At 60.2% G+C, this 26,873-nt stretch carries 22 protein-coding genes; 12 read left to right on the forward strand and 10 right to left on the reverse strand.

The features are described 5' to 3' along the window. The first annotated feature begins 5 nt into the window (after positions 1-5). Complete coding sequence (gene gcvH, locus NVV94_RS01060; protein ID WP_258445425.1) at positions 6-389, forward strand: glycine cleavage system protein GcvH; 384 nt, start codon at positions 6-8, stop codon at positions 387-389. 82 nt (positions 390-471) lie between these two features. Then, positions 472-3,345, forward strand: coding sequence for an aminomethyl-transferring glycine dehydrogenase (gcvP, locus tag NVV94_RS01065; RefSeq protein ID WP_258445426.1), 2,874 nt, complete (start codon positions 472-474; stop codon positions 3,343-3,345). 80 nt (positions 3,346-3,425) lie between these two features. Here the strand turns inward: gcvP and NVV94_RS01070 are convergent, their stop codons facing one another. The 4 genes from NVV94_RS01070 to NVV94_RS01085 all read right to left on the reverse strand — a co-directional run bounded on the left by NVV94_RS01070 (position 3,426) and on the right by NVV94_RS01085 (position 6,599). After that, positions 3,426-3,746, reverse strand: a complete 321-nt coding sequence (locus tag NVV94_RS01070) for a DUF2388 domain-containing protein (protein WP_258445427.1) — start codon at positions 3,744-3,746, stop codon at positions 3,426-3,428. Positions 3,747-3,820: 74 nt separating this feature from the next. After that, positions 3,821-4,270 carry an NfeD family protein gene (locus NVV94_RS01075; RefSeq protein WP_258445428.1) on the reverse strand — a complete coding sequence of 150 codons (450 nt, stop codon included), beginning with the start codon at positions 4,268-4,270 and terminating at the stop codon, positions 3,821-3,823. Between the two features lie 73 nt (positions 4,271-4,343). Further along, positions 4,344-6,125 carry a GspE/PulE family protein gene (locus tag NVV94_RS01080; RefSeq protein ID WP_258445429.1) on the reverse strand — a complete coding sequence of 594 codons (1,782 nt, stop codon included), beginning with the start codon at positions 6,123-6,125 and terminating at the stop codon, positions 4,344-4,346. 138 nt (positions 6,126-6,263) lie between these two features. Continuing rightward, positions 6,264-6,599: a hypothetical protein gene (locus NVV94_RS01085; RefSeq protein WP_258445430.1), complete on the reverse strand. Its 336-nt coding sequence runs from the start codon at positions 6,597-6,599 to the stop codon at positions 6,264-6,266. Positions 6,600-6,725: 126 nt separating this feature from the next. Here NVV94_RS01085 and NVV94_RS01090 point away from each other — a divergent pair, with 126 nt between their 5' ends. Beyond that, on the forward strand, positions 6,726-7,196 hold the full coding sequence (locus tag NVV94_RS01090; protein WP_258445431.1) for an Lrp/AsnC family transcriptional regulator: 471 nt from the start codon (positions 6,726-6,728) through the stop codon (positions 7,194-7,196). A gap of 4 nt (positions 7,197-7,200) precedes the next feature. Here the strand turns inward: NVV94_RS01090 and NVV94_RS01095 are convergent, their stop codons facing one another. Further along, entirely contained in the window at positions 7,201-8,568 is a 1,368-nt protein-coding gene (locus NVV94_RS01095; RefSeq protein WP_258445432.1) for an inorganic triphosphatase, read from the reverse strand. A gap of 142 nt (positions 8,569-8,710) precedes the next feature. Between NVV94_RS01095 and argE the strand changes: the two genes are divergently transcribed. After that, on the forward strand, positions 8,711-9,868 hold the full coding sequence (gene argE, locus NVV94_RS01100) for an acetylornithine deacetylase (RefSeq protein WP_258445433.1): 1,158 nt from the start codon (positions 8,711-8,713) through the stop codon (positions 9,866-9,868). A 114-nt stretch (positions 9,869-9,982) separates the two neighbouring features. Beyond that, positions 9,983-11,281, forward strand: a complete 1,299-nt coding sequence (gene argA, locus NVV94_RS01105; RefSeq protein ID WP_258445434.1) for an amino-acid N-acetyltransferase — start codon at positions 9,983-9,985, stop codon at positions 11,279-11,281. A gap of 88 nt (positions 11,282-11,369) precedes the next feature. On the opposite strand, the gene gshA is transcribed toward argA, so the two are convergent. The 3 genes from gshA to NVV94_RS01120 form a co-directional block, all read right to left on the reverse strand. Beyond that, a complete protein-coding gene (gene gshA, locus NVV94_RS01110; protein ID WP_258445435.1) occupies positions 11,370-12,953 on the reverse strand; it encodes a glutamate--cysteine ligase in 1,584 nt (527 codons plus the stop codon). 176 nt (positions 12,954-13,129) lie between these two features. Further along, entirely contained in the window at positions 13,130-13,513 is a 384-nt protein-coding gene (locus NVV94_RS01115) for a PaaI family thioesterase (protein ID WP_258445436.1), read from the reverse strand. After that, on the reverse strand, positions 13,513-15,831 hold the full coding sequence (locus tag NVV94_RS01120) for a Tex family protein (protein ID WP_258445437.1): 2,319 nt from the start codon (positions 15,829-15,831) through the stop codon (positions 13,513-13,515). Before NVV94_RS01120 ends, NVV94_RS01115 begins: the two co-directional genes overlap by 1 nt. A gap of 240 nt (positions 15,832-16,071) precedes the next feature. On the opposite strand from NVV94_RS01120, the gene ompR reads away from it, so the two are divergent. Next, the gene (gene ompR / locus NVV94_RS01125; RefSeq protein WP_258445438.1) at positions 16,072-16,812 is read left to right on the forward strand and encodes a two-component system response regulator OmpR; all 741 of its coding nucleotides are present in this window, start codon (positions 16,072-16,074) and stop codon (positions 16,810-16,812) included. 127 nt (positions 16,813-16,939) lie between these two features. Then, positions 16,940-18,253, forward strand: a complete 1,314-nt coding sequence (locus NVV94_RS01130) for an ATP-binding protein (protein WP_258445439.1) — start codon at positions 16,940-16,942, stop codon at positions 18,251-18,253. An 18-nt stretch (positions 18,254-18,271) separates the two neighbouring features. On the opposite strand, the gene rimK is transcribed toward NVV94_RS01130, so the two are convergent. Continuing rightward, a complete protein-coding gene (gene rimK, locus NVV94_RS01135) occupies positions 18,272-19,177 on the reverse strand; it encodes a 30S ribosomal protein S6--L-glutamate ligase (protein ID WP_258445440.1) in 906 nt (301 codons plus the stop codon). Next, complete coding sequence (locus NVV94_RS01140; protein ID WP_408733473.1) at positions 19,174-19,590, reverse strand: ATP-dependent zinc protease; 417 nt, start codon at positions 19,588-19,590, stop codon at positions 19,174-19,176. Before NVV94_RS01140 ends, rimK begins: the two co-directional genes overlap by 4 nt. A 399-nt stretch (positions 19,591-19,989) precedes the next feature. Between NVV94_RS01140 and NVV94_RS01145 the strand changes: the two genes are divergently transcribed. The 5 genes from NVV94_RS01145 to ltrA (NVV94_RS01165) all read left to right on the forward strand — a co-directional run bounded on the left by NVV94_RS01145 (position 19,990) and on the right by ltrA (NVV94_RS01165) (position 26,760). Next, positions 19,990-20,394, forward strand: a complete 405-nt coding sequence (locus tag NVV94_RS01145) for an RNA-binding S4 domain-containing protein (RefSeq protein ID WP_258445442.1) — start codon at positions 19,990-19,992, stop codon at positions 20,392-20,394. A 114-nt stretch (positions 20,395-20,508) separates the two neighbouring features. Beyond that, positions 20,509-21,411, forward strand: coding sequence for an Hsp33 family molecular chaperone HslO (gene hslO, locus NVV94_RS01150; RefSeq protein ID WP_258445443.1), 903 nt, complete (start codon positions 20,509-20,511; stop codon positions 21,409-21,411). 179 nt (positions 21,412-21,590) lie between these two features. Next, positions 21,591-23,135, forward strand: a complete 1,545-nt coding sequence (locus NVV94_RS01155) for a phosphoenolpyruvate carboxykinase (protein WP_258445444.1) — start codon at positions 21,591-21,593, stop codon at positions 23,133-23,135. A 477-nt stretch (positions 23,136-23,612) separates the two neighbouring features. Next, a complete protein-coding gene (ltrA, locus tag NVV94_RS01160; RefSeq protein WP_258444342.1) occupies positions 23,613-24,929 on the forward strand; it encodes a group II intron reverse transcriptase/maturase in 1,317 nt (438 codons plus the stop codon). A gap of 514 nt (positions 24,930-25,443) precedes the next feature. Continuing rightward, a complete protein-coding gene (gene ltrA / locus NVV94_RS01165) occupies positions 25,444-26,760 on the forward strand; it encodes a group II intron reverse transcriptase/maturase (RefSeq protein ID WP_258444342.1) in 1,317 nt (438 codons plus the stop codon). The last annotated feature ends 113 nt before the right edge of the window (positions 26,761-26,873 follow it).

Consider the following 26,873-nt stretch of genomic DNA (forward strand, 5'->3'; position numbering starts at 1 on the left):
AAAATATGAGCGATATCCCTGCCGAGCTGCGTTTTGCCGAAAGCCATGAATGGGCCCGAATGGAAGCCGATGGCACCGTGACCGTCGGTATTTCCGATCACGCACAGGAAGCCCTGGGCGATGTGGTGTTCGTCGAATTGACAGAAGTAGGCAATGTCTTTGGTGCTGGCGATCAGGCTGGCGTGGTCGAGTCGGTCAAGGCCGCTTCCGATATCTACTCCCCGATTGCCGGTGAAGTGGTTGCAGTCAATGAAGAGTTGAGCGGCACCCCGGAACTGCTGAACTCCGACCCGTACGGCGCCTGGATCTTCAAATTGAAGCCAGCCAATACCGCCGATCTGGACAAACTGCTCGACGCTGGCGGCTACAAAAACGCTATCGGCGAATAGTTTTCACGCACAAACGGCAATCCCTTTCTAGACTCAATAAGCCTCGACCCGTCGAGGCTTGGTCTTACAAGAGAGAGCCGTCATGTCCCAGTTGCCGTCCCTGAGTCAACTGCAAGACCCGAATGCCTTCCTGCGCCGCCATCTTGGTCCCGATGCCAATGAACAGCAGGCCATGCTTGAAACCCTCGGCCTGAACAGTCGGGTCGAGTTGATCGAGCAAACGGTGCCCCCGGGAATTCTCCTGAACCGGGCGTTGTACCTGCCGCCGGCCCTGGACGAATACGCGGCACTGGCCAAGCTCAAGGGCTATGCCGACCAGAACCAGATCTGGACCAGCCTGATCGGCATGGGCTACCACGGCACCCTCACGCCGACGGTCATTCTGCGCAACGTGCTGGAAAATCCCGGCTGGTACACCGCCTATACACCCTATCAGCCGGAAATCGCCCAGGGTCGTCTGGAAGCGCTGCTCAACTTCCAGCAGCTGACCATCGACCTGACCGGGCTTGAGCTGGCCAACGCTTCATTGTTGGACGAAGCCACGGCGGCCGCCGAAGCCATGGCCCTGGCCAAACGCGTGGCCAAGTCGAAAAGCAATCTGTTCTTCGTCGATGAAAACTGCCACCCGCAGACAATTTCGGTGGTACAGACCCGGGCTGAAGGATTTGGCTTCGAGTTGGTCATCGACGCTGTGGCCAACTTGAACAAGCATCAGGTGTTCGGTGCCTTGCTGCAGTACCCCGATACCCATGGCGAAATCCATGACCTGCGGCCCCTGATCGAAAAACTGCACAGCCAGCAAGCGTTGGCCTGTGTGTCGGCGGACCTGCTCAGCCTGCTGCTGCTGACCCCGCCCGGCGAGCTGGGCGCTGACGTCGTGTTCGGTACTTCCCAGCGTTTCGGCGTACCGATGGGCTACGGGGGCCCCCATGCGGCCTACTTTGCCTGTCGCGATGAATTCAAACGAGCGATTCCAGGACGAATCATCGGCGTTTCCAAGGATGCTCGCGGTAACGTCGCACTGCGCATGGCCCTGCAAACCCGTGAACAACACATCCGTCGCGAGAAGGCCAACTCGAACATCTGCACCGCTCAGGTGCTGCTGGCCAATATCGCCAGCTGCTATGCGGTGTACCACGGCCCCGAAGGGCTGAAGTGGATTGCCCAGCGCGTCCATCGCCTGACCTGCATCCTGGCCGCCGGCCTGCAAAGCAAAGGGCTGGTGCGGCTCAACCGGCACTTCTTCGACACCCTCACTGTGGAAGTCGGCGGTAGCCAGACGGCGATCATCGAAAGCGCACAGGATGCGCAGATCAACCTGCGCATCCTCGGGCGCGGGCAATTGGGCGTCAGCCTGGACGAGACCTGTACCGAAGAGACGGTGGCGCGCTTGTTCGATGTGTTCCTGGGGGCCGATCACGGCCTGAAGGTGTCCGAACTGGATGCCCAGGATCTGGCTGCGGGCATTCCCGACGGGCTGTTGCGAACCTCTTCTTACCTGACTCATCCGGTATTCAACCTGCATCACAGCGAAACCGAGATGCTGCGCTATCTCAAGCAACTGGAAAACAAGGACCTGGCACTCAACCAGTCGATGATCCCGCTGGGCTCCTGCACCATGAAACTCAATGCCAGCAGCGAGATGATTCCGATTACCTGGCCTGGCTTCGCCCAACTGCACCCCTTCGCGCCGACAGATCAGGCCCAGGGCTACAAGGCAATGATCGACGAGCTGCAGGACTGGTTCTGCGCAATCACCGGTTTCGACGCCATCTGCATGCAGCCCAATTCCGGCGCCCAGGGTGAGTACGCGGGTCTGCTGGCAATTCGCAAATACCACGAGAGCCGTCAGCAGGGGCAACGAAATCTCTGCCTGATCCCGGCCTCTGCCCATGGCACCAACCCGGCGTCGGCCCAGATGGCCGGCATGCAGGTGGTTATCGTCGAGTGCGACGAGGCGGGCAACGTGAACCTTGAAGATCTCAAGGCCAAAGCCGAGGCAGCAGGAGACAAGTTGTCATGCCTGATGGCGACATACCCCTCGACCCATGGGGTCTATGAGGAGGGGATCAGGGAGATCTGCGAAGTGATCCATGCCCATGGCGGCCAGGTGTACATGGATGGCGCCAACCTCAACGCCCAGGTTGGCCTGACCCGGCCGGCGGACATAGGTGCCGACGTTTCGCACATGAACCTGCACAAAACCTTCTGCATTCCCCATGGAGGAGGCGGCCCGGGAATGGGCCCGATTGGTATAAAGGCCCACCTGGTGCCGTTCGTTGCCAATCACCCGGTCATCTCGCTGGAAGGGCCGGACCCGAAAAACGGGGCCGTCAGTGCCGCCCCCTGGGGCAGTGCGAGCATTCTGCCGATCAGCTGGATGTACATCGCCATGATGGGGCCAGAGCTGGCCGATGCCAGCGAGGTGGCGATCCTGTCCGCGAACTACGTCGCGCAACAACTGAGTGGGGCGTTCCCGGTACTGTATCGAGGGCGCAACGACCGCGTGGCGCATGAATGCATACTCGACCTGCGGCCACTCAAGGCGCAGACCGGGATCAGCGAGGAGGATGTTGCCAAGCGCCTGATGGATTATGGCTTCCATGCACCCACCATGTCGTTCCCGGTGCCGGGAACCCTGATGGTCGAGCCGACCGAAAGCGAGTCCAAGGCCGAGCTGGATCGGTTTATCGAGGCCATGCTGAGCATTCGGGCCGAGATCGCGCAGGTTCAGAACGGCACCTGGTCGGCGGAAGACAACCCGCTGAAACGCGCGCCGCACACCCTGGCCGATATTACGGGCATCTGGGAACGGCCTTACAGCATCACCCAGGCGGTCACCCCCAGTGCTCATACGCGGATGCACAAGTATTGGCCGGCGGTGAACCGGGTCGACAATGTGTATGGGGATCGCAATCTGTTCTGCGCTTGCGTGCCGTTGGATGCGTATCGGTGAGTCAGTGAGGGCCTCATCGCGGGCGGCGTTCCGCTTGCCAGCGATGAGGCCCGATCAGGCAATAAAGATTTAGGGTTGTATCAATTACCCGCTACAGCACTCTTGGCCAGAATCGCATTGGCCAACTCCATGTCGCTGGCCTGCAACCCCGGGTTATCGGCCCGGACTTTCTGAATGGCCGATTCCAGGTACGGCCCGCGAATGCTGCCTTCGCTGGCAACGTAGCTGCTCGCATCGTCCTGCGCTGCGACAATCAACTTGTCATCCTTGGAGGTCAGGTAGGTAGAAGCAGAGGTGGCGCCGGAGGAGAGGATGGTTTGCAAGAAATCGTCATCGGCCATGGCAGAGCCGACAGGCAAGGAAAGCAGCGCTAGGGTTGCGGCAGCCAGTTTGAAACGCATAGTGAGGAACTCCGACTTTTTTGGGTTATCTGCGGGGGTTGGATTCAGAAACCCCACAGGGAGTTCCGTAGGCTTCAATCGACGGGTTGCACCAATAGAACAGCGCCTTCCTGTTCAGTCACGATTACCCGTGCACCCACGGGAAGATCGGCGCCCTTGACGATCCAGAAACCGTCTCCGACCTTGATTTTTCCACGCCCACCGACAATCGCTTCCTGAACCACGAATGTGCGGCCAATCAGCTCCTGCCTGCGCATGTTCAAGCCCGGTTGGTCACTTGGGCTGGCGACACCGTGCTGACGGCGCCACCAGAACACCGCGGTGAACACCGAGAGCAAACCGAACAGCAGAAAATGCAAGGTCCATGGCAGGCTCGGAATAACGAAAGTGATCACCCCGACCCCCGCTGCGGCGACACCGACCCACAGCAGATAGCCGCCGGCGCCAAACACTTCGAGGATCAACAGCAGGGTGCCGAGTGCCAGCCAGTCCCAGAAGGACAGATGTTGCAGGTATTGCCACATGAGCCTTCCTCAAACCTTTTTGGTATCGAACGTGGCCTTGACGATCTCGCCGCGCATGGGGGGCGGACCATCGTTACTTCATTTCATTTCGTGGCGTGACACGCAGCACTTCTTCGATTGTAGTCAGGCCGGCGGCGACTTTCTGTGCCCCGGAGAGCCTCAGGCTGCGCATGCCTTCCTTGAGCGCCTGGCGCTTGAGCGCAAGCAGGTCGGTGTCGGCGTTGATCAGCGCCTTGAGGCTGTCGGACAGCTGCAGAATTTCATATACGCCGGCCCGGCCCCTATAGCCGGTATCGCGACACTCCAGGCAACCCACTGCCCGCTGCGCGGCGTCGGGCAAGGCGGCTTGCCAGGGTCGGGTCAGCTCTTGCCAATCGTCTTCGGCCAATACCTGCGGCGCCTTGCAGTGCGGGCACAAGGTACGCACCAGGCGTTGGGCCATGACCCCAAGCACGGTCGCTTTGATCAGATAGTGCGGTACGCCGAGTTCGAGCAAGCGGCTGATGGCGCTGGGCGCATCGTTTGTGTGCAGGGTCGAGAGCACCAGATGCCCGGTCAAGGCGGCCTGGATCGCCATTTCGGCCGTCTCCAGGTCGCGGATTTCGCCGATCATGATGATGTCCGGGTCCTGGCGCATCAGCGCGCGCACGCCGCTGGCGAACGTCAGGTCGATATTGTGCTGGACCTGCATCTGGTTGAATGCCGGCTCGATCATTTCGATCGGGTCTTCGATGGTGCAGAGGTTGACCTGCGGCGTCGCCAGTTTTTTCAGGGTGGTATAGAGCGTGGTGGTCTTCCCCGAACCCGTGGGGCCGGTGACCAGGATAATGCCGTTGGGCTGACGGGTCATGTCCTGCCAGCGGCGCAGATCGTCGGCAGAAAAACCCAGCAGGTCGAAGTCCTGGAGCAGCACCTGCGGGTCGAAAATCCGCATGACCATTTTTTCGCCAAAGGCTGTGGGCAGCGTCGACAGGCGCAATTCGACTTCACCGCCATCGGGCGTCCTGGTCTTGACCCGACCGTCCTGGGGTTTGCGTTTTTCCGCGACGTTCATGCGGCCCAGGCTTTTCAGGCGACTGACGATAGCCATGGTCACCTGCGGCGGGAATTGGTAGACATTGTGCAGCACGCCGTCGATGCGAAAGCGCACCGTGCCTTGCTCGCGACGGGGTTCGATGTGGATATCGCTGGCACGTTGCTGGAAGGCGTACTGGAACAGCCAGTCGACGATATTGACGATATGCGCGTCATTGGCATCGGGCTCCTGGTCGCTGGCGCCCAGCGTAAGCAACTGTTCGAAGTTGCCCATGCTGTTCATTTTTTGATCGGTGTTGCTGGCGCCGCTGACCGATTTGGCCAGCCGGAAGAACTCGACGGTGAAGCGCTGGATCTCTGCCGGGTTGGCGACGACACGTTTGATCGGCAGTTTCAGCACATGCGCCAGATCCGCCTCCCAGCTGCTGACATAGGGCTGGGCACTCGCGACCGTCACCGCCTCGCGGCCGATTGCCACGGCGAGGATCCGGTGGCGCTGGGCGAAGGCATAGGACATCAGCGGGGTGACTGCCGCCACATCGATGCTCAGCGGATCGATGCGCAAATAGGGTTGGCCGGCCTGCTGGGCCAGCCAGAGGGTCAGGTTTTCCAGGTCCAGGGGTTTGCCGGGCCGGCTGAGATCATCGAGTTGCTGGCTGGCGATGAACTCCAATGGGTGCAGTTGACTGTTGTGTAGATGCTGGCGACTGGCTAGCGCCTGCTCGGCAGCGTCCTGGCTGATGAAACCCTGGGCAACCAGTTCGCGCATCAGATCATTGAGATCCAGCCAGCGGTCCTGGGTAGTGGATACGACGGCCATGCGGGCTCCTTCGAACAACGGTCACGGCGAGCGGACCGGGCAGGGTGTGCCCGGCCCGAAAGAGCAAGAGTAGACCCGAGGTAGTCGAATGAGTTGCCGCAGGCCGCGGCAAAAGTTACAGCGCATTGCCCGAACGCTTCAGCCAACCGCCTGTAGGGCTTCGTGCTGAGCATGCTCGAGCGTCACGTCGCAGACGCTGATCAGGTTGCGCATTTTTTGCGCAATGACTTCGGCCCGGTGCCAACTCAGGCCGTCCAGTTCGACGTCGATCAATAATTGATCATCCTGTTGCAGAACATTGAGCTTGCGCGGGACCAGGTACTGCATTGCAAACAGGTTGAGCACGCAGCAGAGGCTGCTCGCTTCTGCTTCTGCCACCAGGCGGTAGCGGATGAGGCTGCATGGATTGCCATGAGCCCAGACATCGGCGCGCAGAGGCGTGGCGGGGTTGTTCGGCCAATCAAGGGCAGTCATGGGGAATCTCCAGTTCAATGGAGAAAATATTTGCATGTCTGTTCCGGTATTTCTTATCTATGATTGATCGATATAGCCGATTTTTGAATTGTTCAATTTGTTATTAGTGAGATTTCAGGAATTATTATGCACGCTGAACTGGACGTTTATGACCGACGCATTCTGGCACTGCTGCAGGAAGACGCTTCGCTCTCCAGTGCGCAGATCGCCGAGCAGGTGGGGTTGTCGCAGTCGCCTTGCTGGCGACGCATTCAACGTCTGAAAGAGGAGGGTGTGATTCGCGGCCAGGTCACCTTGCTCGACCGCAAGAAGATCGGCCTGAACACGCAGATTTTCGCCGAGGTGAAACTCAACGCTCACGGCCGCTCCAACTTCACCGAATTCACCGAAGCGATTCGCGGTTTTCCTGAAGTGCTGGAGTGCTATGTGCTGATGGGGGCGGTGGATTTTCTGTTGCGCATCGTCACCCCGGACATCGAAGCCTACGAACGATTTTTCTTCGAGAAGCTGTCAATGGTGCCGGGGATCCAGGAGGTCAACTCGATAGTGGCCTTGTCCGAGATCAAGTCCACCACGAGTTTGCCGGTGCAGGGTTAAGCCGTCACTTGCGCAGCAAATGTTTCCAGCCACGGCTCTGGAATACGGTCATGGCCTGCTGGACACGATCTTGCAGCACGGTTTCGCCCAGTGGCAGGTTGGCCAGGTGCTGAAGCTTGTTCATTTCCCCGTAGAGACGGTCCAGGTCCGGCGATTCCAGCACATTGCGGGCCAGGTGCAGCCAGGCCTGGATGCGCTCGATGCGCGGCAGTTGCTCGGCGAGGTCTTCCGGTTGCTGCTGGTAGCGTGGCAGTTGCAGCGCGGCAGCTTCTTCGGCGAGGAAGTGGCCCAGCCAGTTGCTCAGTTGCGCGGCGCCCTGACGATTGCCACGGGTGTTGCGCCCCACCGTCCACGAACGGGCCAGCAGCCAGCGTGAGGTGTTCAGGGAGAACTGGCCCCAGCGGGTATCGAGCAGTTCTTCGGCGAATTGCTCGGGAGCTGCCTTGCGCACATCTTCGTCGTCGTGACCGGCCAGGACCAGTGGGCGCCAGTCTTCGAGCAGGGCGTCGAGGCTCGCGCGCAGATCGTGAGTGGTAGTGCGCGGAGCGGCCTGACCGAGGCTGCCAACCAGGCCGCGAAGTTCGATCAAGCGCTCGACCCAATCTTCCAGCAAGCGCCAGTGGCCATTGAAACGATACTGCTCGGCCAGCCGCTGGCTGCTTGCCAGCAGGTGCCAGGCCAAGGCGGCAAAGGCATCGTCGAGCGGCATTTGCGCGGTGATTTCCGGCGCTGGCAGGCTCAGTGAGTAACTGCCGGCGTCGAACAGGCGATAGCCGCGCTCGGCCTTGCTGATATCGCAAGGCATCAGCGGCAGGGTTTCGGCCAACTCGGCAGCCAGTTCCAGCAGGGCGCCTGGCTCGCCTTCGCGCAATTCCAGTTCCAGCTCGCAGATTTCTTCGGACTGTTTGCCGACCAGGACCTTGCCCAGGTCCAGCGCCGCTTCAATGACTACTTTGGCCTTGCCACGGCCCCAGGCGATTTCAGCGTACTCACGAACGAAGTCTGTGGTGAACATGGGCTTGATGGTTTTCTTGTCCAGCTCGGCCAGTTCCGTCGGCCAGCATTCGCCATCGAGCTTTTTCAGGTCGAGCTTGGCCTTGGGCAGATGCCATTCGTGTTCGGTGCGCTCGGACAGGCCAGCGACACTCTGGCCACGGGTCTTGAGGGTCTGGATGATGACCTCGCCGTCGCGACGCAGGCGCAGGGCTACCTTGGCCGCCGCCAGATCGCGCTCGGGGGTGTCGAAATACTGATTGAACAGCTCACGGCGTTCCCAGCCACTTTTGTTGCGCTTCTTCAGCAGCGGGTGTTCGCGCAGGGCAGCCAGTGTTTCGCGGCTGACGCGCAGTTTGATTTCGGTTTCTTTCTGCATGGCTGGAGAATCCAAGCTCTGATGACGGGGAGCGTCTGAGAGGTATGACTATTAGGTCGTGCAGTGTACAGGACTCGCGCCCTGGCGGTTTATTCTCGGTGCCCGATGGCTCTATGATGGGTTTCGTCCCAGGAGAATGCGCATGCCGTTGCCGTCAATGAAAGACCAGTTCGCTGCCTTGATCGCGGCGCCATCGGTCAGTTGCACCCAACCCGCTCTGGATCAGTCCAACCGCGAGGTGATCGATCTCTTGGCGACCTGGCTGGGGGACCTGGGCTTTGCCTGCGATATCCAGCAAGTGTCGCCGGGCAAATTCAACTTGCTCGCCAGTTTCGGCACCGGCCCCGGTGGTCTGGTGCTGGCCGGGCACAGCGACACGGTGCCCTACGATGCAGGCCTGTGGCAAACCGACCCGCTCAAGCTGACTGAAGTCGATGGCCGCTGGGTGGGCCTGGGCAGTTGCGACATGAAAGGCTTCTTCGCCCTGGTCATCGAGGCGGTGCAACCTTTGCTGGCGCAGCCGTTCAAGCAACCACTGCTGATTCTTGCCACGTGCGATGAAGAAAGCTCCATGGCCGGGGCCCGCGCCTTGGCCGAAGCGGGGCGGCCGCTCGGGCGGGCCGCCGTGATCGGCGAGCCCACGGGCTTGAAACCGATCCGGCTGCACAAGGGCGTGATGATGGAGCGCATCGATATTCTCGGCCGCAGCGGCCACTCCTCCGACCCGAGCCTGGGCCACAGTGCGCTGGAGGCCATGCACGGTGCCATTGGTCAGTTGATGGAGTTGCGCAGTCAGTGGCAACAGCAGTACCGCAATCCGCAGTTCAGCGTGCCCCAGCCGACCCTGAACTTCGGTTGTATTCACGGGGGCGACAACCCCAACCGGATCTGCGGCCAATGTTCGCTGGAGTTCGACCTGCGCCCTTTGCCGGGCATGGACCCGCAGGTGCTGCGCGCGGCGATCCGGCAAAAGCTCGAACCCCTGGCCGAGCTGCATCAGGTACGGATCGACTACGCACCGCTATTCGCCGAAGTTCCGCCCTTCGAGCAGGCCGCAGACGCCGAGCTGGTGCGGGTCGCCGAACGTCTGACCGGTCATCGTGCCGAAGCGGTGGCGTTTGGCACCGAAGCGCCTTATCTTCAGCGTCTGGGGTGTGAAACCCTGGTGTTGGGCCCGGGAGATATCGCATGTGCCCACCAACCGGGCGAATACCTGGAAATGTCACGCCTGGAGCCTACCGTGCGTCTATTGCGTGAGTTGATCGAATATTATTGTCTGAGCCCGGTAATTGCCCGCTGAGCCTGACCGTCCACTACAAGGAGAACCCGCGTGACGCCAAGCCTGTTCCGACGATAACCCCTTCGAGCGCTGTGTGTTTTCACGTTTTGTCCATTTTTTACAGGCTCCCAGGTTATGCCCGAATACGTCAATTGGCTCCGTCACGCTTCGCCCTACATCAATGCCCATCGCGATTGCACCTTCGTCGTCATGCTGCCTGGTGATGGGGTCGAGCATCCCAACTTCGGCAATATCGTCCACGACCTGGTGCTGTTGCACAGCCTGGGCGTACGTTTGGTGCTGGTCCACGGTTCACGCCCACAGATCGAAAGCCGCCTGGTGGCCCGTGGCCTGACGCCGCACTACCACCGCGGCCTGCGCATCACCGACGCGGCGACCCTGGAATGCGTGATCGACGCGGTCGGTCACCTGCGTATCGCCATCGAAGCACGCCTGTCCATGGACATGGCCTCTTCACCGATGCAGGGTTCACGCCTGCGCGTGGCGGCCGGTAATCTGGTCACCGCGCGGCCTATCGGCGTGGTCGAGGGCATCGATTATCACCACACCGGCGAAGTGCGCCGGGTCGATCGCAAAGGGATCAATCGCCTGCTCGACGAGCGCTCCATCGTGCTGTTGTCGCCGTTGGGCTATTCGCCGACCGGGGAAATCTTCAACATCGCTTGCGAAGACGTCGCCACCCGCGCCGCCATCGAGCTGGGGGCCGACAAGTTGCTGTTGTTCGGCGCCGACCCCGGGCTGCTGGATGAAAATGGCAAGCTGGTGCGCGAGTTGCGTCCGCAACAAGTGCCCATGCACATGCAGCGACTGGGCAGCGACTACCAGGCCGAACTGTTGGATGCGGCGGCCGAGGCCTGTCGCGGTGGCGTAGCACGCAGCCATATCGTCAGCTACGCCGAAGACGGAGCGTTGCTCACGGAACTGTTCACCCGTGATGGTGGTGGTACGTTGGTGGCCCAGGAGCAGTTCGAAAAAGTCCGGGAGGCGGGGATCGAAGATGTCGGTGGCCTGCTGGACTTGATCAGCCCGCTGGAAGAGCAAGGCATTCTGGTGCGGCGCTCGCGTGAGGTGCTCGAGCGCGAGATCGAACAGTTCAGCGTGGTCGAGCGTGAAGGGATGATCATTGCTTGTGCGGCGTTGTACCCGATTGCCGATTCGGACGCCGGTGAGTTGGCCTGCCTGGCTGTCAACCCGGAGTATCGTCATGGTGGCCGTGGCGACGAGTTGCTCGAACGCATCGAGACTCGGGCCCGGGAGATGGGCTTGAAAACCCTGTTCGTGCTGACCACCCGGACTGCTCACTGGTTCCGTGAGCGGGGTTTTACGCCCAGTGGCGTGGAGCGCCTGCCGGCGGCGCGGGCTTCGCTGTACAACTATCAGCGTAATTCGAAGATCTTCGAGAAATCGCTCTGACGTCAGGGCCTCATCGCTGGCAAGCCAGCTCCCACAAGGGTACGCGCACTCCTGTGGGAGCGGGCTTGCCCGCGATGGGCCCTAAAGCCTAGTTACTGATCGCCAAAATACTCGCCTGATACGACCCGACGAACACGTCGAAATCACCCACCTCGTTCTGCTCCAGCTCAGCCTGCCGAGCCAGGGAAGTGCGCGCCAACTCCTCGAACTTCGCCTGTTCTTCAACGCTCAATGCCTCACTGCGGAAGTACTCGGCGTGTGCCTCGCTCTGACGCATGGAGAATTGGCTGAAGCTTTCCTTGCGCTCGGCCATGCTCGCCAGCACTTGCGCCGATGGCGTCAGTGACGGGTCGCTGACTTTTGCCTGCTGGGCTGCCAGCGCCTTGGCGTGTTCTTCGCCGCCGTGGCTTTGATCAAGCAGCTGTGCCAAGGGGGCGATCTTCTCCAGCAGTTCGCTGGCCCATTGCTTGAGCTCGACCGGGTGGCCGTGGCGCTGCAGTTGCAGGCCTGGACGGCGACCTTCCTTCACCACACTGAGGAAGTTCGAGGTGCAGTTGCCACACTCCAGGCTTCGCAGCAGCGGGCTTTCTTCCAGCGCACAGAACAGCAGGAAGGCGTCGAGAAAGCGCGCTTCGGTCAGGTCGATACCCAGCGGCAGGAAGGGGTTGATATCCAGGCAACGGACTTCCACGTACTGAATGCCCCGGGACATCAAAGCCTGGATCGGACGCTCGCCGGTGTAAGTCACGCGTTTGGGGCGAATATTGGAGTAGTACTCGTTTTCGATCTGCAGGATGTTGGTATTGAGCTGAATCCACTCGCCATCCTTGTGCGTGCCGATTTCGACATAAGGCGGATAGGGCGTGGCCACGGCCTGACGCAGGCTGTCGATGTAGCTGGTCAGGTCGTTGTAGCAGGGGGTCAGGCCTGCCTGGGCATTGCTCTGGTAGCCCAGGTCGCTCATGCGCAGGCTGGTGGCATACGGCAGGTACAGCGTATCGGCGTCCAGTTGCTCCAGCTGGTGCGCACGGCCGCGCAAAAAGCCCGCGTCCAGTGTCGGCGAGGCGCCGAACAGGTACATCAACAGCCAGCTGTAGCGGCGGAAGTTGCGGATCAGGGCAATGTAGGCGGCGGACTGGTAATCGCGGTCGCTGCCGTCAATCCCTTCGATTTCCTTGAGCAGCGGCCAAAGCCTTTCCGGCAGGGAAAAGTTGTAATGGATGCCGGCGATGCACTGCATGGTGCGCCCGTAACGCAGGGCCAGGCCCTTGCGGTAGACGTACTTGAGCTTGCCGATATTCGACGTACCGTAATAGGCAATCGGAATGTCTTCCTCGGCCGGCAACGGACACGGCATCGAAGGGCTCCAGAGATACTCGTTGCCAAGCTTGCTGTAGGCAAATCGATGGATCTTGTCGAGACTTTGCAGCGTCTGTGCAGGATCTGGCAGGGCCGGAGTGATGAACTCCAGCAGCGACTCCGAATAGTCGGTGGTGATCTGTTCGTGGGTCAGTGCCGCGCCCAGGGCTTCGGGATGCGGGGTTTGCGCCAACCGGGCCTCGCCGGTAACGCGCAGGCATTCCCGCTCAATGCCATGCAGGCACTGCTCGAGCAGAGAGAGGTTGTCACGCTCGCCGAGCAGGGCAAGGCGGCGGTTGAGAAGTTCGCTCAAGATGGATTCCTTCACGCGTCAGTCGCCCCAATATGGGGGTAGATTTGACGGTCTACAAGGGTGAAGAAAATAACCGGCGTTGTCGCCTGGTTTCAGTTGTTGCAGCCGGCGCAGTTCATGAGGTGTTCCGGCATCGCAGGGGCAATGCCGAAATTACCGCAGATCGGTTTTTACAGCTATAGAGCCGCGAAGGTTGCCTGGGCTTTTGCGATCAGTTTGTCGCCCTGAAGTACTTCGGCGTCGACAACCAGCGTGCGCCGCCCGTTATGCAGGACCTTGGCGATGCACAGCACCTCACCTTCGCTGACGGCCTTCAGGTAATTGATCTTGCACTCGAGCGTCACGCTCTGCTGGTCGAAGCCATGGGCGCTGGAACAGGCCAGCCCCATGGCCGTGTCCACCAGGCTGAACATGGCCCCGCCATGCAGCTTGCCGGCCCGATTGCGCAACTGCGGAGCAAGCGTCAGGGTGACTTCGGCAACGCCCTTGTCCAGGCGTTGCAGGCGGCAGCCCAATAGCTCGCTGAAGGCGCTGGGGACAAACGCCGGCGGGATCTCCATCAGCGCTTCTTCAACTGCTTGGCGTTGGCGAACAGCGAGGCCATGGCGTTATTGGCCGGGGCGGGCGTCTCCTTGGCGCGGGCCGGGGCGTTTTGCTGACGTGGCGCCGCGCCAGGACGTGCGCCACGGGCACCATCGACTTTCTCGCCCGGGGTGTCGCTCATGCGCATCGACAGGCCCACGCGCTTGCGCGGTATGTCGATTTCCATGACCTTGACCTTGACCACGTCGCCAGCCTTGACCGCCTCGCGCGGGTCCTTGATGAACTTTTCCGACAGCGCGGAGATGTGTACCAGGCCGTCCTGATGGACGCCGATATCGACGAAGGCGCCGAAATTGGTCACGTTGGTGACCACGCCTTCCAGGATCATCCCCAGTTGCAGGTCCTTCAAGTCCTCTACGCCTTCCTGGAACTCGGCAGTCTTGAATTCCGGACGCGGGTCACGCCCCGGTTTGTCCAACTCCTGCAGAATGTCGGTGACGGTCGGCAGGCCGAAGGTTTCGTCGGTGTACTTCTTCGGGTCCAGGCGCTTGAGGAAGCCGCTGTCGCCGATCAGGGAGCGGATATCGCGATCGGTTTCGGCAGCGATGCGCTGCACCAGCGGGTAGGCCTCAGGGTGCACGGCCGAGGCGTCCAGCGGGTTGTCACCGTTCATCACGCGCAAGAAGCCTGCGGCTTGCTCGAAGGTCTTCTCGCCCAGTCGGCTGACTTTCTTCAAGGCTGCACGGGTCTTGAACGCGCCGTTGGCATCACGGTGAGCAACGATATTCTGGGCCAGGGTGGTGTTGAGCCCCGAGATGCGGGCCAGCAACGCCACCGAGGCAGTGTTCACGTCGACGCCGACGGCGTTCACGCAGTCCTCGACCACCGCATCCAGGCCGCGTGCCAGTTTCAGCTGGGAAACATCGTGCTGGTACTGGCCGACACCAATGGACTTGGGATCGATTTTTACCAATTCCGCCAGCGGGTCCTGCAACCGACGAGCGATGGAGACTGCGCCGCGGATCGACACATCCAGGTCCGGGAATTCCTTGGCCGCCAGCTCCGACGCCGAATACACCGATGCACCAGCTTCAGAGACCATGACCTTGGTCATTTTCAACGCTGGATATTTTTTGATCAGTTCGGCTGCCAGCTTGTCGGTTTCGCGGCTGGCGGTGCCGTTGCCGATGGCGATCAGGTCAACCGAGTGCTTGGCACACAGTGCTGCCAGCACGGCAATGGTCTGGTCCCACTGGTTTTTCGGTACGTGCGGGTAGACGGTGGCGGTGTCGAGCAGCTTGCCGGTGGCATCGACCACCGCAACCTTGCAGCCGGTGCGCAGGCCCGGGTCCAGCCCCAGGGTGGCGCGCGGGCCGGCCGGTGCGGCGAGCAGCAGGTCGTGCAGGTTGTGGGCGAACACGTTGATCGCCTCTGCTTCGGCATTGTCGCGCAGCTCGCCGAACAGGTCGGTTTCCAGGTGGGTGTAGAGCTTGACCTTCCAGGTCCAGCGCACCACTTCGCCCAGCCACTTGTCGGCCGGGCGGTTCTGGTTTTTCAGGCCGAAATGTTCGCCAATCATCATTTCGCAAGGGTGCAGCGTGCCGGGCAGTTCTTCGCCGACCTTCAGCGACGCGCTGAGAATGCCTTCGTTGCGCCCGCGGAAAATGGCCAGGGCACGGTGCGACGGCATGCTCTTGAGGGGTTCGTCGTGTTCGAAGTAATCACGGAACTTGGCGCCTTCCTCTTCCTTGCCGGCGATCAGGCGGGCACCGAGGGTGGCTTCCTGTTTGAGGAAGCCGCGCAGCTTGTCGAGCAGGTTGGCGTCTTCGGCGAAGCGCTCCATGAGAATGTATTTGGCGCCTTCGAGGGCCGCCTTGACGTCGGCAACGCCTTTTTCGGCATCGACGAAGCGTGCCGCTTCGGTTTCCGGGGTCAGTTGCGGATCGCCCAGCAGGCCGTCGGCCAGTTCGCCCAGGCCGGCTTCCAGGGCAATCTGGCCCTTGGTGCGGCGCTTTTGCTTGTACGGCAAGTACAAGTCTTCGAGGCGGGTCTTGGTATCGGCAAGCTTGATTTCGCGGGCCAGCTCCGGGGTCAGCTTGCCTTGCTCCTCGATGCTGGCCAGGATGCTGACGCGCCGTTCGTCGAGTTCGCGCAGGTAGCGCAGGCGCTCTTCCAGATGCCGCAGCTGGGTGTCATCCAGGCTGCCGGTCACTTCTTTACGGTAGCGGGCGATAAAGGGCACGGTGGAGCCTTCATCAAGCAGGGCTACTGCCGCTTCGACCTGTTGGGGGCGGACACCGAGTTCCTCGGCGATGCGGCTGTTGATGCTGTCCATAAAACCACCTGACAAATAGTGAATGCAGAGCCGCCGGCCTGGGCTGGCGAACAATCCCCATCAGGCGCTGCCTGACGTAAAAGCGCCGCATTATAACCAGCGATTCCGGCTTGCGGTGATGGCACGAGGCCTTTCGCGAGTCCGCTAAACTGGCACAAGAGGAAAAATCTGCTAACAATGCACACGGCACGTATGCCGGCAGCTAAGCCATAATGCGCGTCGTGACCAAAGGAGCAACCCATGAGCAGCACTGCACAAACCGCCGAAGGCGAAAAAATACTCATTGTCGATGACGACCCAGGGTTGAGCAGCCTGCTTGAGCGTTTTTTCGTCAGCAAGGGCTACCGTGCGCGAGCGGTGCCCAATGCCGAGCAGATGGACCGCTTGCTGGCCCGTGAAGTCTTTCACTTGGTCGTTCTCGACTTGATGCTGCCGGGCGAGGACGGTCTTTCGGCCTGTCGCCGGCTGCGCGCGGCGAACAATCAGGTGCCGATCATCATGCTCACGGCCAAGGGCGACGAGCTGAGCCGAATCAAGGGCCTGGAGCTGGGTGCCGACGATTACCTGGCCAAACCGTTCAATCCCGACGAGCTGGTGGCTCGGGTCAAGGCGGTCCTGCGCCGTCAGTCCGCGCCGGTTCCCGGTGCTCCGGGCAGCGAGGACGAGACCGTCACCTTCGGCGACTATGAGTTGTCCCTGGCCACTCGGGAGCTCAAGCGCGGTGAAGAAGTCCATATGCTGACCACGGGTGAATTCGCCGTGCTCAAGGCGCTGGTGATGCATGCCCGCGAACCCTTGACCCGTGACAAACTGATGAACCTGGCCCGCGGGCGCGAATGGGATGCCCTTGAGCGGTCCATTGATGTGCAGATATCTCGCCTGCGCCGCATGATCGAGCCGGACCCATCCAAGCCGCGTTATATCCAGACTGTCTGGGGCGTGGGTTACGTCTTTGTACCGGATGGCAACGCTGGCAAGTGATGGCTGGTTTGTAGGAGCGAGTTTCCCGGAGCAGGACAACTTTTGGGTTGGTCCTGCTTTTGCGTCACTCGATATCCGCAATGTTTGCGAGCCTGTCTCGTTCCTGCAAAGTGTGTAGTTGCTGTCTATGAAAACCCCATTGTGGTTCCCTCAAAGTTTCTTCGCCCGCACGCTCTGGCTGGTGTTGATCGTCGTCCTGTTTTCCAAGGCGCTGACCCTGGTTTATCTGCTGATGAACGAGGACGTGCTGGTCGACCGGCAGTACAGCCATGGTGTTGCGCTGACGCTGCGAGCCTATTGGGCCGCCGATGAAGGGGATCGGGAAAAAATCGCCGATGCCGCCGGTCTGATCCGGGTCGTGGGCGGCGGAGTGCCAGAGGGTGAGCAACACTGGCCCTACAGTGAGATTTACCAGCGGCAGATGCAGGCAGAGCTGGGTGCCGACACCGAAGTGCGCTTGCGCGTGCATGCACCGCCAGCGCTCTGGGTGCGGGCGCCAAGCCTGGGCGATGGCTGGCTGAAAGTGCCGCTGTATCCGCATCCATTGCGAGGCCAGAAGATCTGGAGCGTGCTGGGCTGGTTCCTGGCTATCGGGCTGCTGTCCACGGCGTCGGCCTGGATCTTTGTTCGCCAGCTCAACCAACCCCTCAAGCGTCTGGTCTTCGCCGCCCGGCAGCTGGGGCAGGGGCGCAGCGTGCGCCTGCCAGTCAGCGACACACCCAGTGAAATGACCGAGGTTTACCGGGCCTTCAACCAGATGGCCGAGGACGTCGAGCAGGCGGGCCGCGAGCGTGAACTGATGCTCGCCGGCGTCTCCCATGACCTGCGTACACCGCTTACGCGCCTGCGCCTGTCCCTGGAACTGATGAGCAACGACAGCGAACTGACCGAGGACATGGTTCGTGATATCGAAGATATGGACGCGATTCTCGACCAGTTCCTGGCCTTCATTCGCGATGGTCGTGATGAAACGGTCGAAGAGGTCGACCTGAGCGAACTGGTGCAGGAAGTGGTCGCGCCGTTCAATCAGCCAGTCGAGCGGGTGCGCTTGTGTCTCGAGCCGATTCCGCCGTTTCCGCTGCGGCGGGTGTCGGTCAAGCGCCTGCTGAACAATCTGATTGGCAATGCGCTGTACCACGCCGGCAATGGCGTCGAGGTAGCGGCCTACGTTTCTGGCGACACCAGCGCGCCCTACGTGGTACTGAGCGTACTGGACCGTGGTGCCGGTATCGACCCTGGCGAGCTGGAGGCGATTTTCAACCCGTTTACCCGTGGCGACAGTGCTCGCAGCGGCAAGGGGACAGGGCTGGGGCTGGCGATCGTCAAGCGGATCGCCGCCATGCATGGCGGCAATGTCGAGTTACGCAACCGCTCGGGTGGCGGCTTGGAGGCGCGGGTGCGCCTGCCGTTGGGGTTGATGCTGCCGCGCGATGCGGTCTGATGTTTCTGCGGTGATGCCTCAACCCTTCCCACGAGTCCGCGTCATATTCGGAACGCTATTCTTCTCCAGGTGCTCGATGATCATCCCGGCCACGTCCTTGCCGGTGGTCACTTCAATACCTTCCAGCCCCGGCGAGGAGTTCACCTCCATCACCAGCGGGCCATGGTTGGAGCGCAGGATGTCCACGCCGGCCACGCTCAGGCCCATGACCTTGGCGGCGCGGATGGCTGTCATGCGTTCCTCGGGCGTGATCTTGATCAGGCTGGCGCTGCCGCCGCGGTGCAGGTTGGAGCGGAACTCACCCGGCTTGGCCTGGCGCTTCATCGAGGCGATGACCTTGTCGCCCACCACGAAGCAGCGGATATCGGCGCCGCCGGCTTCCTTGATGTACTCCTGAACCATGATGTTTTGCTTGAGGCCCATGAACGCTTCGATCACCGACTCGGCAGCCTTGGTCGTTTCACACAGCACCACGCCGATGCCCTGGGTACCCTCGAGCACTTTGATCACCAGCGGCGCGCCGTTGACCATCTGGATCAGGTCGGGGATGTCGTCGGGCGAGTGGGCGAAACCGGTTACCGGCAGGCCGATCCCCCGCCGCGACAACAATTGCAGTGAGCGCAGCTTGTCTCGTGAACGGGCAATGGCCACCGACTCATTGAGCGGGAAGACCCCCATCATTTCGAACTGGCGCAACACCGCGCAACCATAGAAAGTAACCGAAGCGCCAATACGCGGGATGACTGCATCGAAGCCTGCCAGGGGTTTGCCGCGATAGTGAATCTGCGGTTTATGGCTGGCGATGTTCATATAGGCGCGCAAGGTGTCGATCACTACCATTTCATGGCCACGCGCGGTGCCGGCTTCAACCATACGACGAGTGGAATACAGACGCGGGTTCCGCGACAGCACAGCGATCTTCATGCAACACCTGTGGGAGAGGGGAGAGAGGCCGGAAACGCCGGCTTGTCTTGAACGTATGTAAGTCCCGGATTGACGACCAGTTGGCCGTGAACCAGGGCTTTGGAACCGAGTAGCAGGCGATAGCGCATGGCCTTGCGGCAAGCCAGGGTAAATTCGACTTCCCAGACCCGGTCGCCCAGCGCCAGCGCCGTGCGGATGACGTAACGGGTCTGGGCCTGACCGTTAGAGCTTTTGATTGTCTTCATGGCCACCAGCGGCGCTTCGCACCGGCGATGCCGAAGCTGCACGACCGAGCCGAGGTGGGCATTGAAGCGTACCCATTTCTCGCCGTTGCGCACGAAGGATTCAACTTCGGTGGCATGCAGGCTCGAGGTACTGGCACCGGTGTCGATCTTGGCACGCAGGCCTGCCACCCCGAGGTCGGGTAGCGCCACCCACTCGCGCAGGCCAATAACAGTCAAATGGTCAAATGTCTTCAAAATGCTTAACCGGCGGTGGAGGTCTTTGAGTCGTTAACGCGCTTGCGGATGTCACCGTGTTGTTTGCCTTTGGACAGGGCATCTGAAATGCAAATTCAACCCAGCATAGACCGTGCGCAAACGTCGCGGATCATTGCGAAACCTCTGGCACGGTATTCACGCAGAATCTTGCGCAAATGGCGATAGCTATCGCAGCAGTCGTGCTTAAAAACCGCAATAACAGACGTGCCTGGCGCTGACGCGAGACTTTTTGACTGTATGCGGCTCGTGGTTTTTTTGCATCCGCCAGGTACGGTAGTACAGTTCGGTTAAATTCCTGAGTGAGGTTTTCCAATGGCACAAAAACAGGAAGAGGACGACAAGGTTCGACTCGATAAATGGTTGTGGGCGGCACGTTTCTACAAAACCCGCGCCCTGGCCAAGGCCGCGATCGAAAGTGGTAAAGTGCATTGCCGGGGTGAACGCTGCAAGCCCGGCAAGGAGCCTCGGGTTGGCGATGAGTTCCAGATACGTACCGGGTTCGACGAACGTACGGTGGTCGTAAAGGCGCTGTCAGCCGTTCGCCGAGGCGCACCCGAAGCCCAGGAACTCTACACCGAGACCGAGCAGAGTATCGCCAGGCGCGAGCAGGCAGCCGCCATGCGCAAGGCCGGTGCGTTGGGCGTGAGTACTGATGGGCGACCCACCAAGAAACAACGTCGGCAGCTTCATCAGTTCCACGACGAAAAAGGCGGTTAGTCGACCTCGCTTGGAACAGTGCTGGATTGTTCATAAAATACCCCCAGCACAAGCGCCCGGCGCATCACGTCGATGTAGCGCACTTTTTTGTCACCCATTCAGAAACCCATACCTATGCATGATTTCCCGGACACCGATTACACCCAACGTTTCATCTTTGACGACAGCGACGTTCGTGGTGAACTGGTCTCGCTGGAGCACAGCTACGCTGAAGCGCTGGCCAAGCACCCGTACCCGGAGCCCGTTGCGCAACTGCTCGGCGAGCTGATGGCGTCCGCATCATTGCTGGTTGGCACCCTGAAGTTCGACGGGCTGCTGATCCTCCAGGCGCGTTCCAGTGGCGCCGTTCCGTTGTTGATGGTCGAGTGCTCCAGCGATCGGGAGATTCGCGGCCTGGCGCGTTATAACGAAGAACAGGTAACGCTTGGTGCAGGCCTTCACGAGCTGATGCCCGAAGGTGTACTGGCGATGACCATCGACCCGACCCAGGGTCAGCGCTACCAGGGCATTGTCGAGCTTGATGGCGCAGATCTGGCCGAATGCTTTACCAACTACTTCGCCCTTTCCGAGCAGTTGGGCTCGCGTTTCTGGCTCAAGGCCGATGGCCACCAGGCACGCGGCCTGCTGTTGCAGCAATTGCCGGCCGACCGGCTCAAGGACGACGAGGAGCGCGAACAGAACTGGCAGCACCTCACGACGCTGGCAAGCACCCTCAAGACCGAGGAGCTGCTCGGGCTCGATAACGAGACTATCCTGCACCGTCTCTACCATGAAGAGGCCGTACGCCTGTTCGATATCCAGAGTATCCGCTTCCAGTGCAGTTGCTCGCGTGAGCGCTCGGCCAGGGCACTGGTCAGCCTGGGGGCTGATGACGCCAGGTTGTTGGTGGTCGAGCACGGGGGCACCGTAGAGATCGATTGCCAGTTCTGTAATGAACGCTATCTTTTCGATGCCACCGAAGTCGAGCAATTGTTCGCAGGTGGCGGTGTTGACGCACCGTCAGATACTCGTCACTAAAACGGTTCAGCGCAGGTAAATTACCTGTCAGGCGCCGTAATAACGACGTTCTGACAGGAGGGCTCTACTTTTTTTGGGCGTTTCTGGCATAATCCGGGCCACTTTTTTCGCTGTAGTAGTATGAAAGTTTCTACTACAAAACGTTTGGAGCACTCGGCCTCTGGCCGACGGGGACATTCATGACGCAAGCCAATAACGCCGTGTACACCGATCTGAGCATCGACGATCTGGTTAAAGAAGCCCTGAACCGCGGTGAAGGCGAGCTTGCCGATACCGGCGCTCTGGTAGTGAAAACCGGCCATCGTACTGGTCGTTCGCCAGTTGACCGTTTCATCGTTGAAGAGCCAACCACCCAGGACGCCATTGCCTGGGGCCCGATCAACCGCAAGTTCCCGGCCGACAAGTTCGATGCCCTGTGGGACCGCGTAGCCGCCTACCTGGGCGAGCGCGAGCGTTTTGTCTCTAACGTGCACGTCGGCTCCGACCCGTCGCACTACCTCGCCGTCAAAATGACCACCGAGACTGCCTGGCACAACCTGTTCGGTCGCTGCCTGTTCATCAACCCTGAACAGTACAACCCGGCTGGCAAGAGCGAGTGGCAGATTCTCAACGCGCCAAACTTCGTTTGCGAGCCAGAGCGTGACGGCACCAACTCCGACGGCACCGTGATCATCAACTTCGCGGCCAAGAAGGTTCTGATCGCGGGCATGCGTTACGCCGGCGAAATGAAAAAAGCCCTGTTCTCGGTACAGAACTTCCTGCTGCCAGCAGTCGACGTTCTGCCGATGCACTGCGCTGCCAACATGGGCGAAGAAGGCGATGTGACCCTGTTCTTCGGTCTGTCGGGCACCGGTAAAACCACCCTGTCGGCAGACGAAAGCCGCTACCTGATCGGCGACGACGAACACGGTTGGGGCGAAGGCGTGGTGTTCAATATCGAAGGTGGTTGCTATGCCAAGTGCATCGACCTCTCCGAGAAGAACGAGCCAGTCATCTGGAAAGCCATCCAGCACGGCGCCGTACTGGAAAACGTGGTGCTGGACCCGGTCACCAAAAAGGCCGACTACAGCGACGACAGCCTGACCCAGAACAGCCGTGCGGCCTACCCGCGTGAACTGATCGAAAAACGCGCACCGAAAAACCTCGGTGGCGAGCCAAACGCCGTGATCTTCCTGACCTGCGACCTGACTGGCGTACTGCCGCCAGTGTCGATCCTCAGCGAAGAACAAGCGGCCTACCACTTCCTGTCGGGCTATACCGCACTGGTCGGCTCCACTGAAATGGGTTCGGGCAGCGGCATCAAGTCGACCTTCTCCACCTGCTTCGGCGCACCGTTCTTCCCGCGTCCGGCTGGCGAATACGCAGAGCTGCTGATCAAGCGCATCCGCGGCTTCAACTCCAAGGTCTACCTGGTCAATACCGGCTGGACCGGCGGTGGCTATGGCGTCGGCAAGCGTTTCAACATCCCGACCACCCGTGGCGTGATTGCAGCTATCCAGAGCGGTGCACTGATCGGCGCAGAAACCGAGCACCTGGACACCATCAACCTCGACGTGCCGAAGTTGGTACCGGGCGTTGAAACCGGCCTGCTCAACCCACGTAATACCTGGGAAGACAAGGCTGCCTACGATGAAGCGGCGAAGGCTTTGGCCAGGCTGTTCATCGAGAACTTCAAGAAGTTTGAAGTTTCGGACGCGATCAAGAGCGCCGGTCCGCAGCTGTAATTTGCGGATAGTCGTTTGAAAAGAAGCCGCCCTTTGGGGCGGCTTTTTTGTGTGCGCCCAGCATGGGCGCAATCTTGTGGGTGAAAGTCCCGCCGTGAGCTGACCACAGCGAACGAAGTGAAGCGCAACTGCATGAGGGTGACCGAGTGTGGGGAGGAAGCGTGAATCGAAGCCATGAGCCGATGTACAAGAACCGGATAAAAGGCGAAGCCGATCAGGGTGAGCGGGCACAAAACCGCGAAGCTCTTGTGGTCAAAGATCAGGCAGCGTAAATCCGGCGGTTGTGTGGTGAAGGATTGCGTTCTTACCTGGGGAGATCTCGCCTCATGCCTGAAAGGGCGACGGCGCGAGCCGGAGCGAGAAGTCAGCAGAGGCCGTAGTAGTCTTTTTTTTGACGAAGGGCTGAACGAGAGAAAGCGTTATAGGTCATGTTGATGCGAAAGACCGGAAGTCAGATGCCTGCCAAACGCGGGGCGGATGGAGATAACGAGCGGTGAAGTCGTGAGAAGTCCCGTCAGCGACGAGGTCAATTGCCCGCAAGATGAATCCGACTACGCAGGGCAAGGGCTGCTGGAACGCGCCTTTGCGAGAGAAAACCTGAAACGGGCGTGGAAACGGGTCAAGGCCAATAAAGGTGCAGCAGGGGTCGACGGTCTGGATATAGATCAGACGGCCGAACATCTGCTGAGCCAATGGGTTGTGATTCGTGAACAGCTTGTGTCCGGTGTCTATCGGCCTAGTCCGGTACGACGTGTGGCCATCCCCAAGCCCGACGGCGGTCAGCGCGAGCTGGGTATTCCGACGGTCACCGACCGTCTGATCCAACAAGCGTTGCTGCAAATTTTGCAGCCGCTACTCGATCCCACTTTCAGTGAGCACAGCTACGGCTTCCGTCCGGGGCGTTGTGCACAGGGGGCCGTCTTGGCGGCTCAGTGCTACGTGTCCTCGGGTCGAAAAGTGGTGGTGGATGTGGATCTGGAGAAATTCTTCGACCGGGTCGATCACGACATTCTGATGGATCGTCTACGTAAACGGATTTCGGATCGGGCGGTTATCCGGCTGATTCGGGCGTATCTGGGTGCGGGAACGCTGATTAATGGCGTGCTCGAAAACAGTCTTTGCGGGGCGCCGCAAGGCGGCCCGCTGTCGCCGTTGCTGGCGAATGTGCTGCTGGATGAAGTGGATCGGGAGCTTGAACGCCGAGGTCATTGCTTCGTGCGCTATGCCGACGATGCGAATGTCTATGTTCGCAGTCAGAAGGCGGGGCACCGGGTAATGGCTTTGCTGAGGCGTCTGTATGAAAAGCTGCACTTGAGTGTCAACGAGAGCAAAAGTGCAGTGACGAGTGCGTTTGGTCGCAAGTTTCTAGGCTATGAGTTGTGGATAGCCCGAGGCGAAGTCAAACGTGCTTCATCCTACAAAGCGCAGAAGCAGTTCAAGCAGCGGATACGCTGGTACACCCGGCGCTCATGCGGTCGTAGCCTGCAACAGATCGTCGATGATCTGCGACCTTACATTCTGGGGTGGAAAACTTACTTCGGCTTGTCGCAAACCCCAGCCGTCTGGCGTGAGCTGGACGAATGGATACGACACCGGCTGCGAGCGATCCAGCTCAAGCAGTGGAAGCGGGGAACGACGACCTATCGGGAGCTGCGAGCGCTTGGCGCGACCCGGCAAGTGGCGCAAAAAGTGGCTGGAAACACCTGTCGCTGGTGGCGTAACAGTCGTTTGGAGCTGAATCGCGTGCTTAATATTGCGTGGTTCGACAGGCTGGGATTAGTGCGCCTCTCATAACCTCAATCTCTCGAACCGCCCGGTGCGGACCCGCATGCCGGGTGGTGTGGCAGGGGAGCGGCCTGTGAAGGCCGTCCCCTATGCCGATGTGCGCCCAGCATGGGCGCAATCTTGTGGGTGAAAGTCCCGCCGTGAGCTGACCACAGCGAACGAAGTGAAGCGCAACTGCATGAGGGTGACCGAGTGTGGGGAGGAAGCGTGAATCGAAGCCATGAGCCGATGTACAAGAACCGGATAAAAGGCGAAGCCGATCAGGGTGAGCGGGCACAAAACCGCGAAGCTCTTGTGGTCAAAGATCAGGCAGCGTAAATCCGGCGGTTGTGTGGTGAAGGATTGCGTTCTTACCTGGGGAGATCTCGCCTCATGCCTGAAAGGGCGACGGCGCGAGCCGGAGCGAGAAGTCAGCAGAGGCCGTAGTAGTCTTTTTTTTGACGAAGGGCTGAACGAGAGAAAGCGTTATAGGTCATGTTGATGCGAAAGACCGGAAGTCAGATGCCTGCCAAACGCGGGGCGGATGGAGATAACGAGCGGTGAAGTCGTGAGAAGTCCCGTCAGCGACGAGGTCAATTGCCCGCAAGATGAATCCGACTACGCAGGGCAAGGGCTGCTGGAACGCGCCTTTGCGAGAGAAAACCTGAAACGGGCGTGGAAACGGGTCAAGGCCAATAAAGGTGCAGCAGGGGTCGACGGTCTGGATATAGATCAGACGGCCGAACATCTGCTGAGCCAATGGGTTGTGATTCGTGAACAGCTTGTGTCCGGTGTCTATCGGCCTAGTCCGGTACGACGTGTGGCCATCCCCAAGCCCGACGGCGGTCAGCGCGAGCTGGGTATTCCGACGGTCACCGACCGTCTGATCCAACAAGCGTTGCTGCAAATTTTGCAGCCGCTACTCGATCCCACTTTCAGTGAGCACAGCTACGGCTTCCGTCCGGGGCGTTGTGCACAGGGGGCCGTCTTGGCGGCTCAGTGCTACGTGTCCTCGGGTCGAAAAGTGGTGGTGGATGTGGATCTGGAGAAATTCTTCGACCGGGTCGATCACGACATTCTGATGGATCGTCTACGTAAACGGATTTCGGATCGGGCGGTTATCCGGCTGATTCGGGCGTATCTGGGTGCGGGAACGCTGATTAATGGCGTGCTCGAAAACAGTCTTTGCGGGGCGCCGCAAGGCGGCCCGCTGTCGCCGTTGCTGGCGAATGTGCTGCTGGATGAAGTGGATCGGGAGCTTGAACGCCGAGGTCATTGCTTCGTGCGCTATGCCGACGATGCGAATGTCTATGTTCGCAGTCAGAAGGCGGGGCACCGGGTAATGGCTTTGCTGAGGCGTCTGTATGAAAAGCTGCACTTGAGTGTCAACGAGAGCAAAAGTGCAGTGACGAGTGCGTTTGGTCGCAAGTTTCTAGGCTATGAGTTGTGGATAGCCCGAGGCGAAGTCAAACGTGCTTCATCCTACAAAGCGCAGAAGCAGTTCAAGCAGCGGATACGCTGGTACACCCGGCGCTCATGCGGTCGTAGCCTGCAACAGATCGTCGATGATCTGCGACCTTACATTCTGGGGTGGAAAACTTACTTCGGCTTGTCGCAAACCCCAGCCGTCTGGCGTGAGCTGGACGAATGGATACGACACCGGCTGCGAGCGATCCAGCTCAAGCAGTGGAAGCGGGGAACGACGACCTATCGGGAGCTGCGAGCGCTTGGCGCGACCCGGCAAGTGGCGCAAAAAGTGGCTGGAAACACCTGTCGCTGGTGGCGTAACAGTCGTTTGGAGCTGAATCGCGTGCTTAATATTGCGTGGTTCGACAGGCTGGGATTAGTGCGCCTCTCATAACCTCAATCTCTCGAACCGCCCGGTGCGGACCCGCATGCCGGGTGGTGTGGCAGGGGAGCGGCCTGTGAAGGCCGTCCCCTATGCCGATGGGCGTTAGCTGATAATTTTTAGGC

Origin of the sequence: Pseudomonas sp. LS1212, assembly GCF_024741815.1 — a bacterium.
GTDB lineage: Bacteria > Pseudomonadota > Gammaproteobacteria > Pseudomonadales > Pseudomonadaceae > Aquipseudomonas.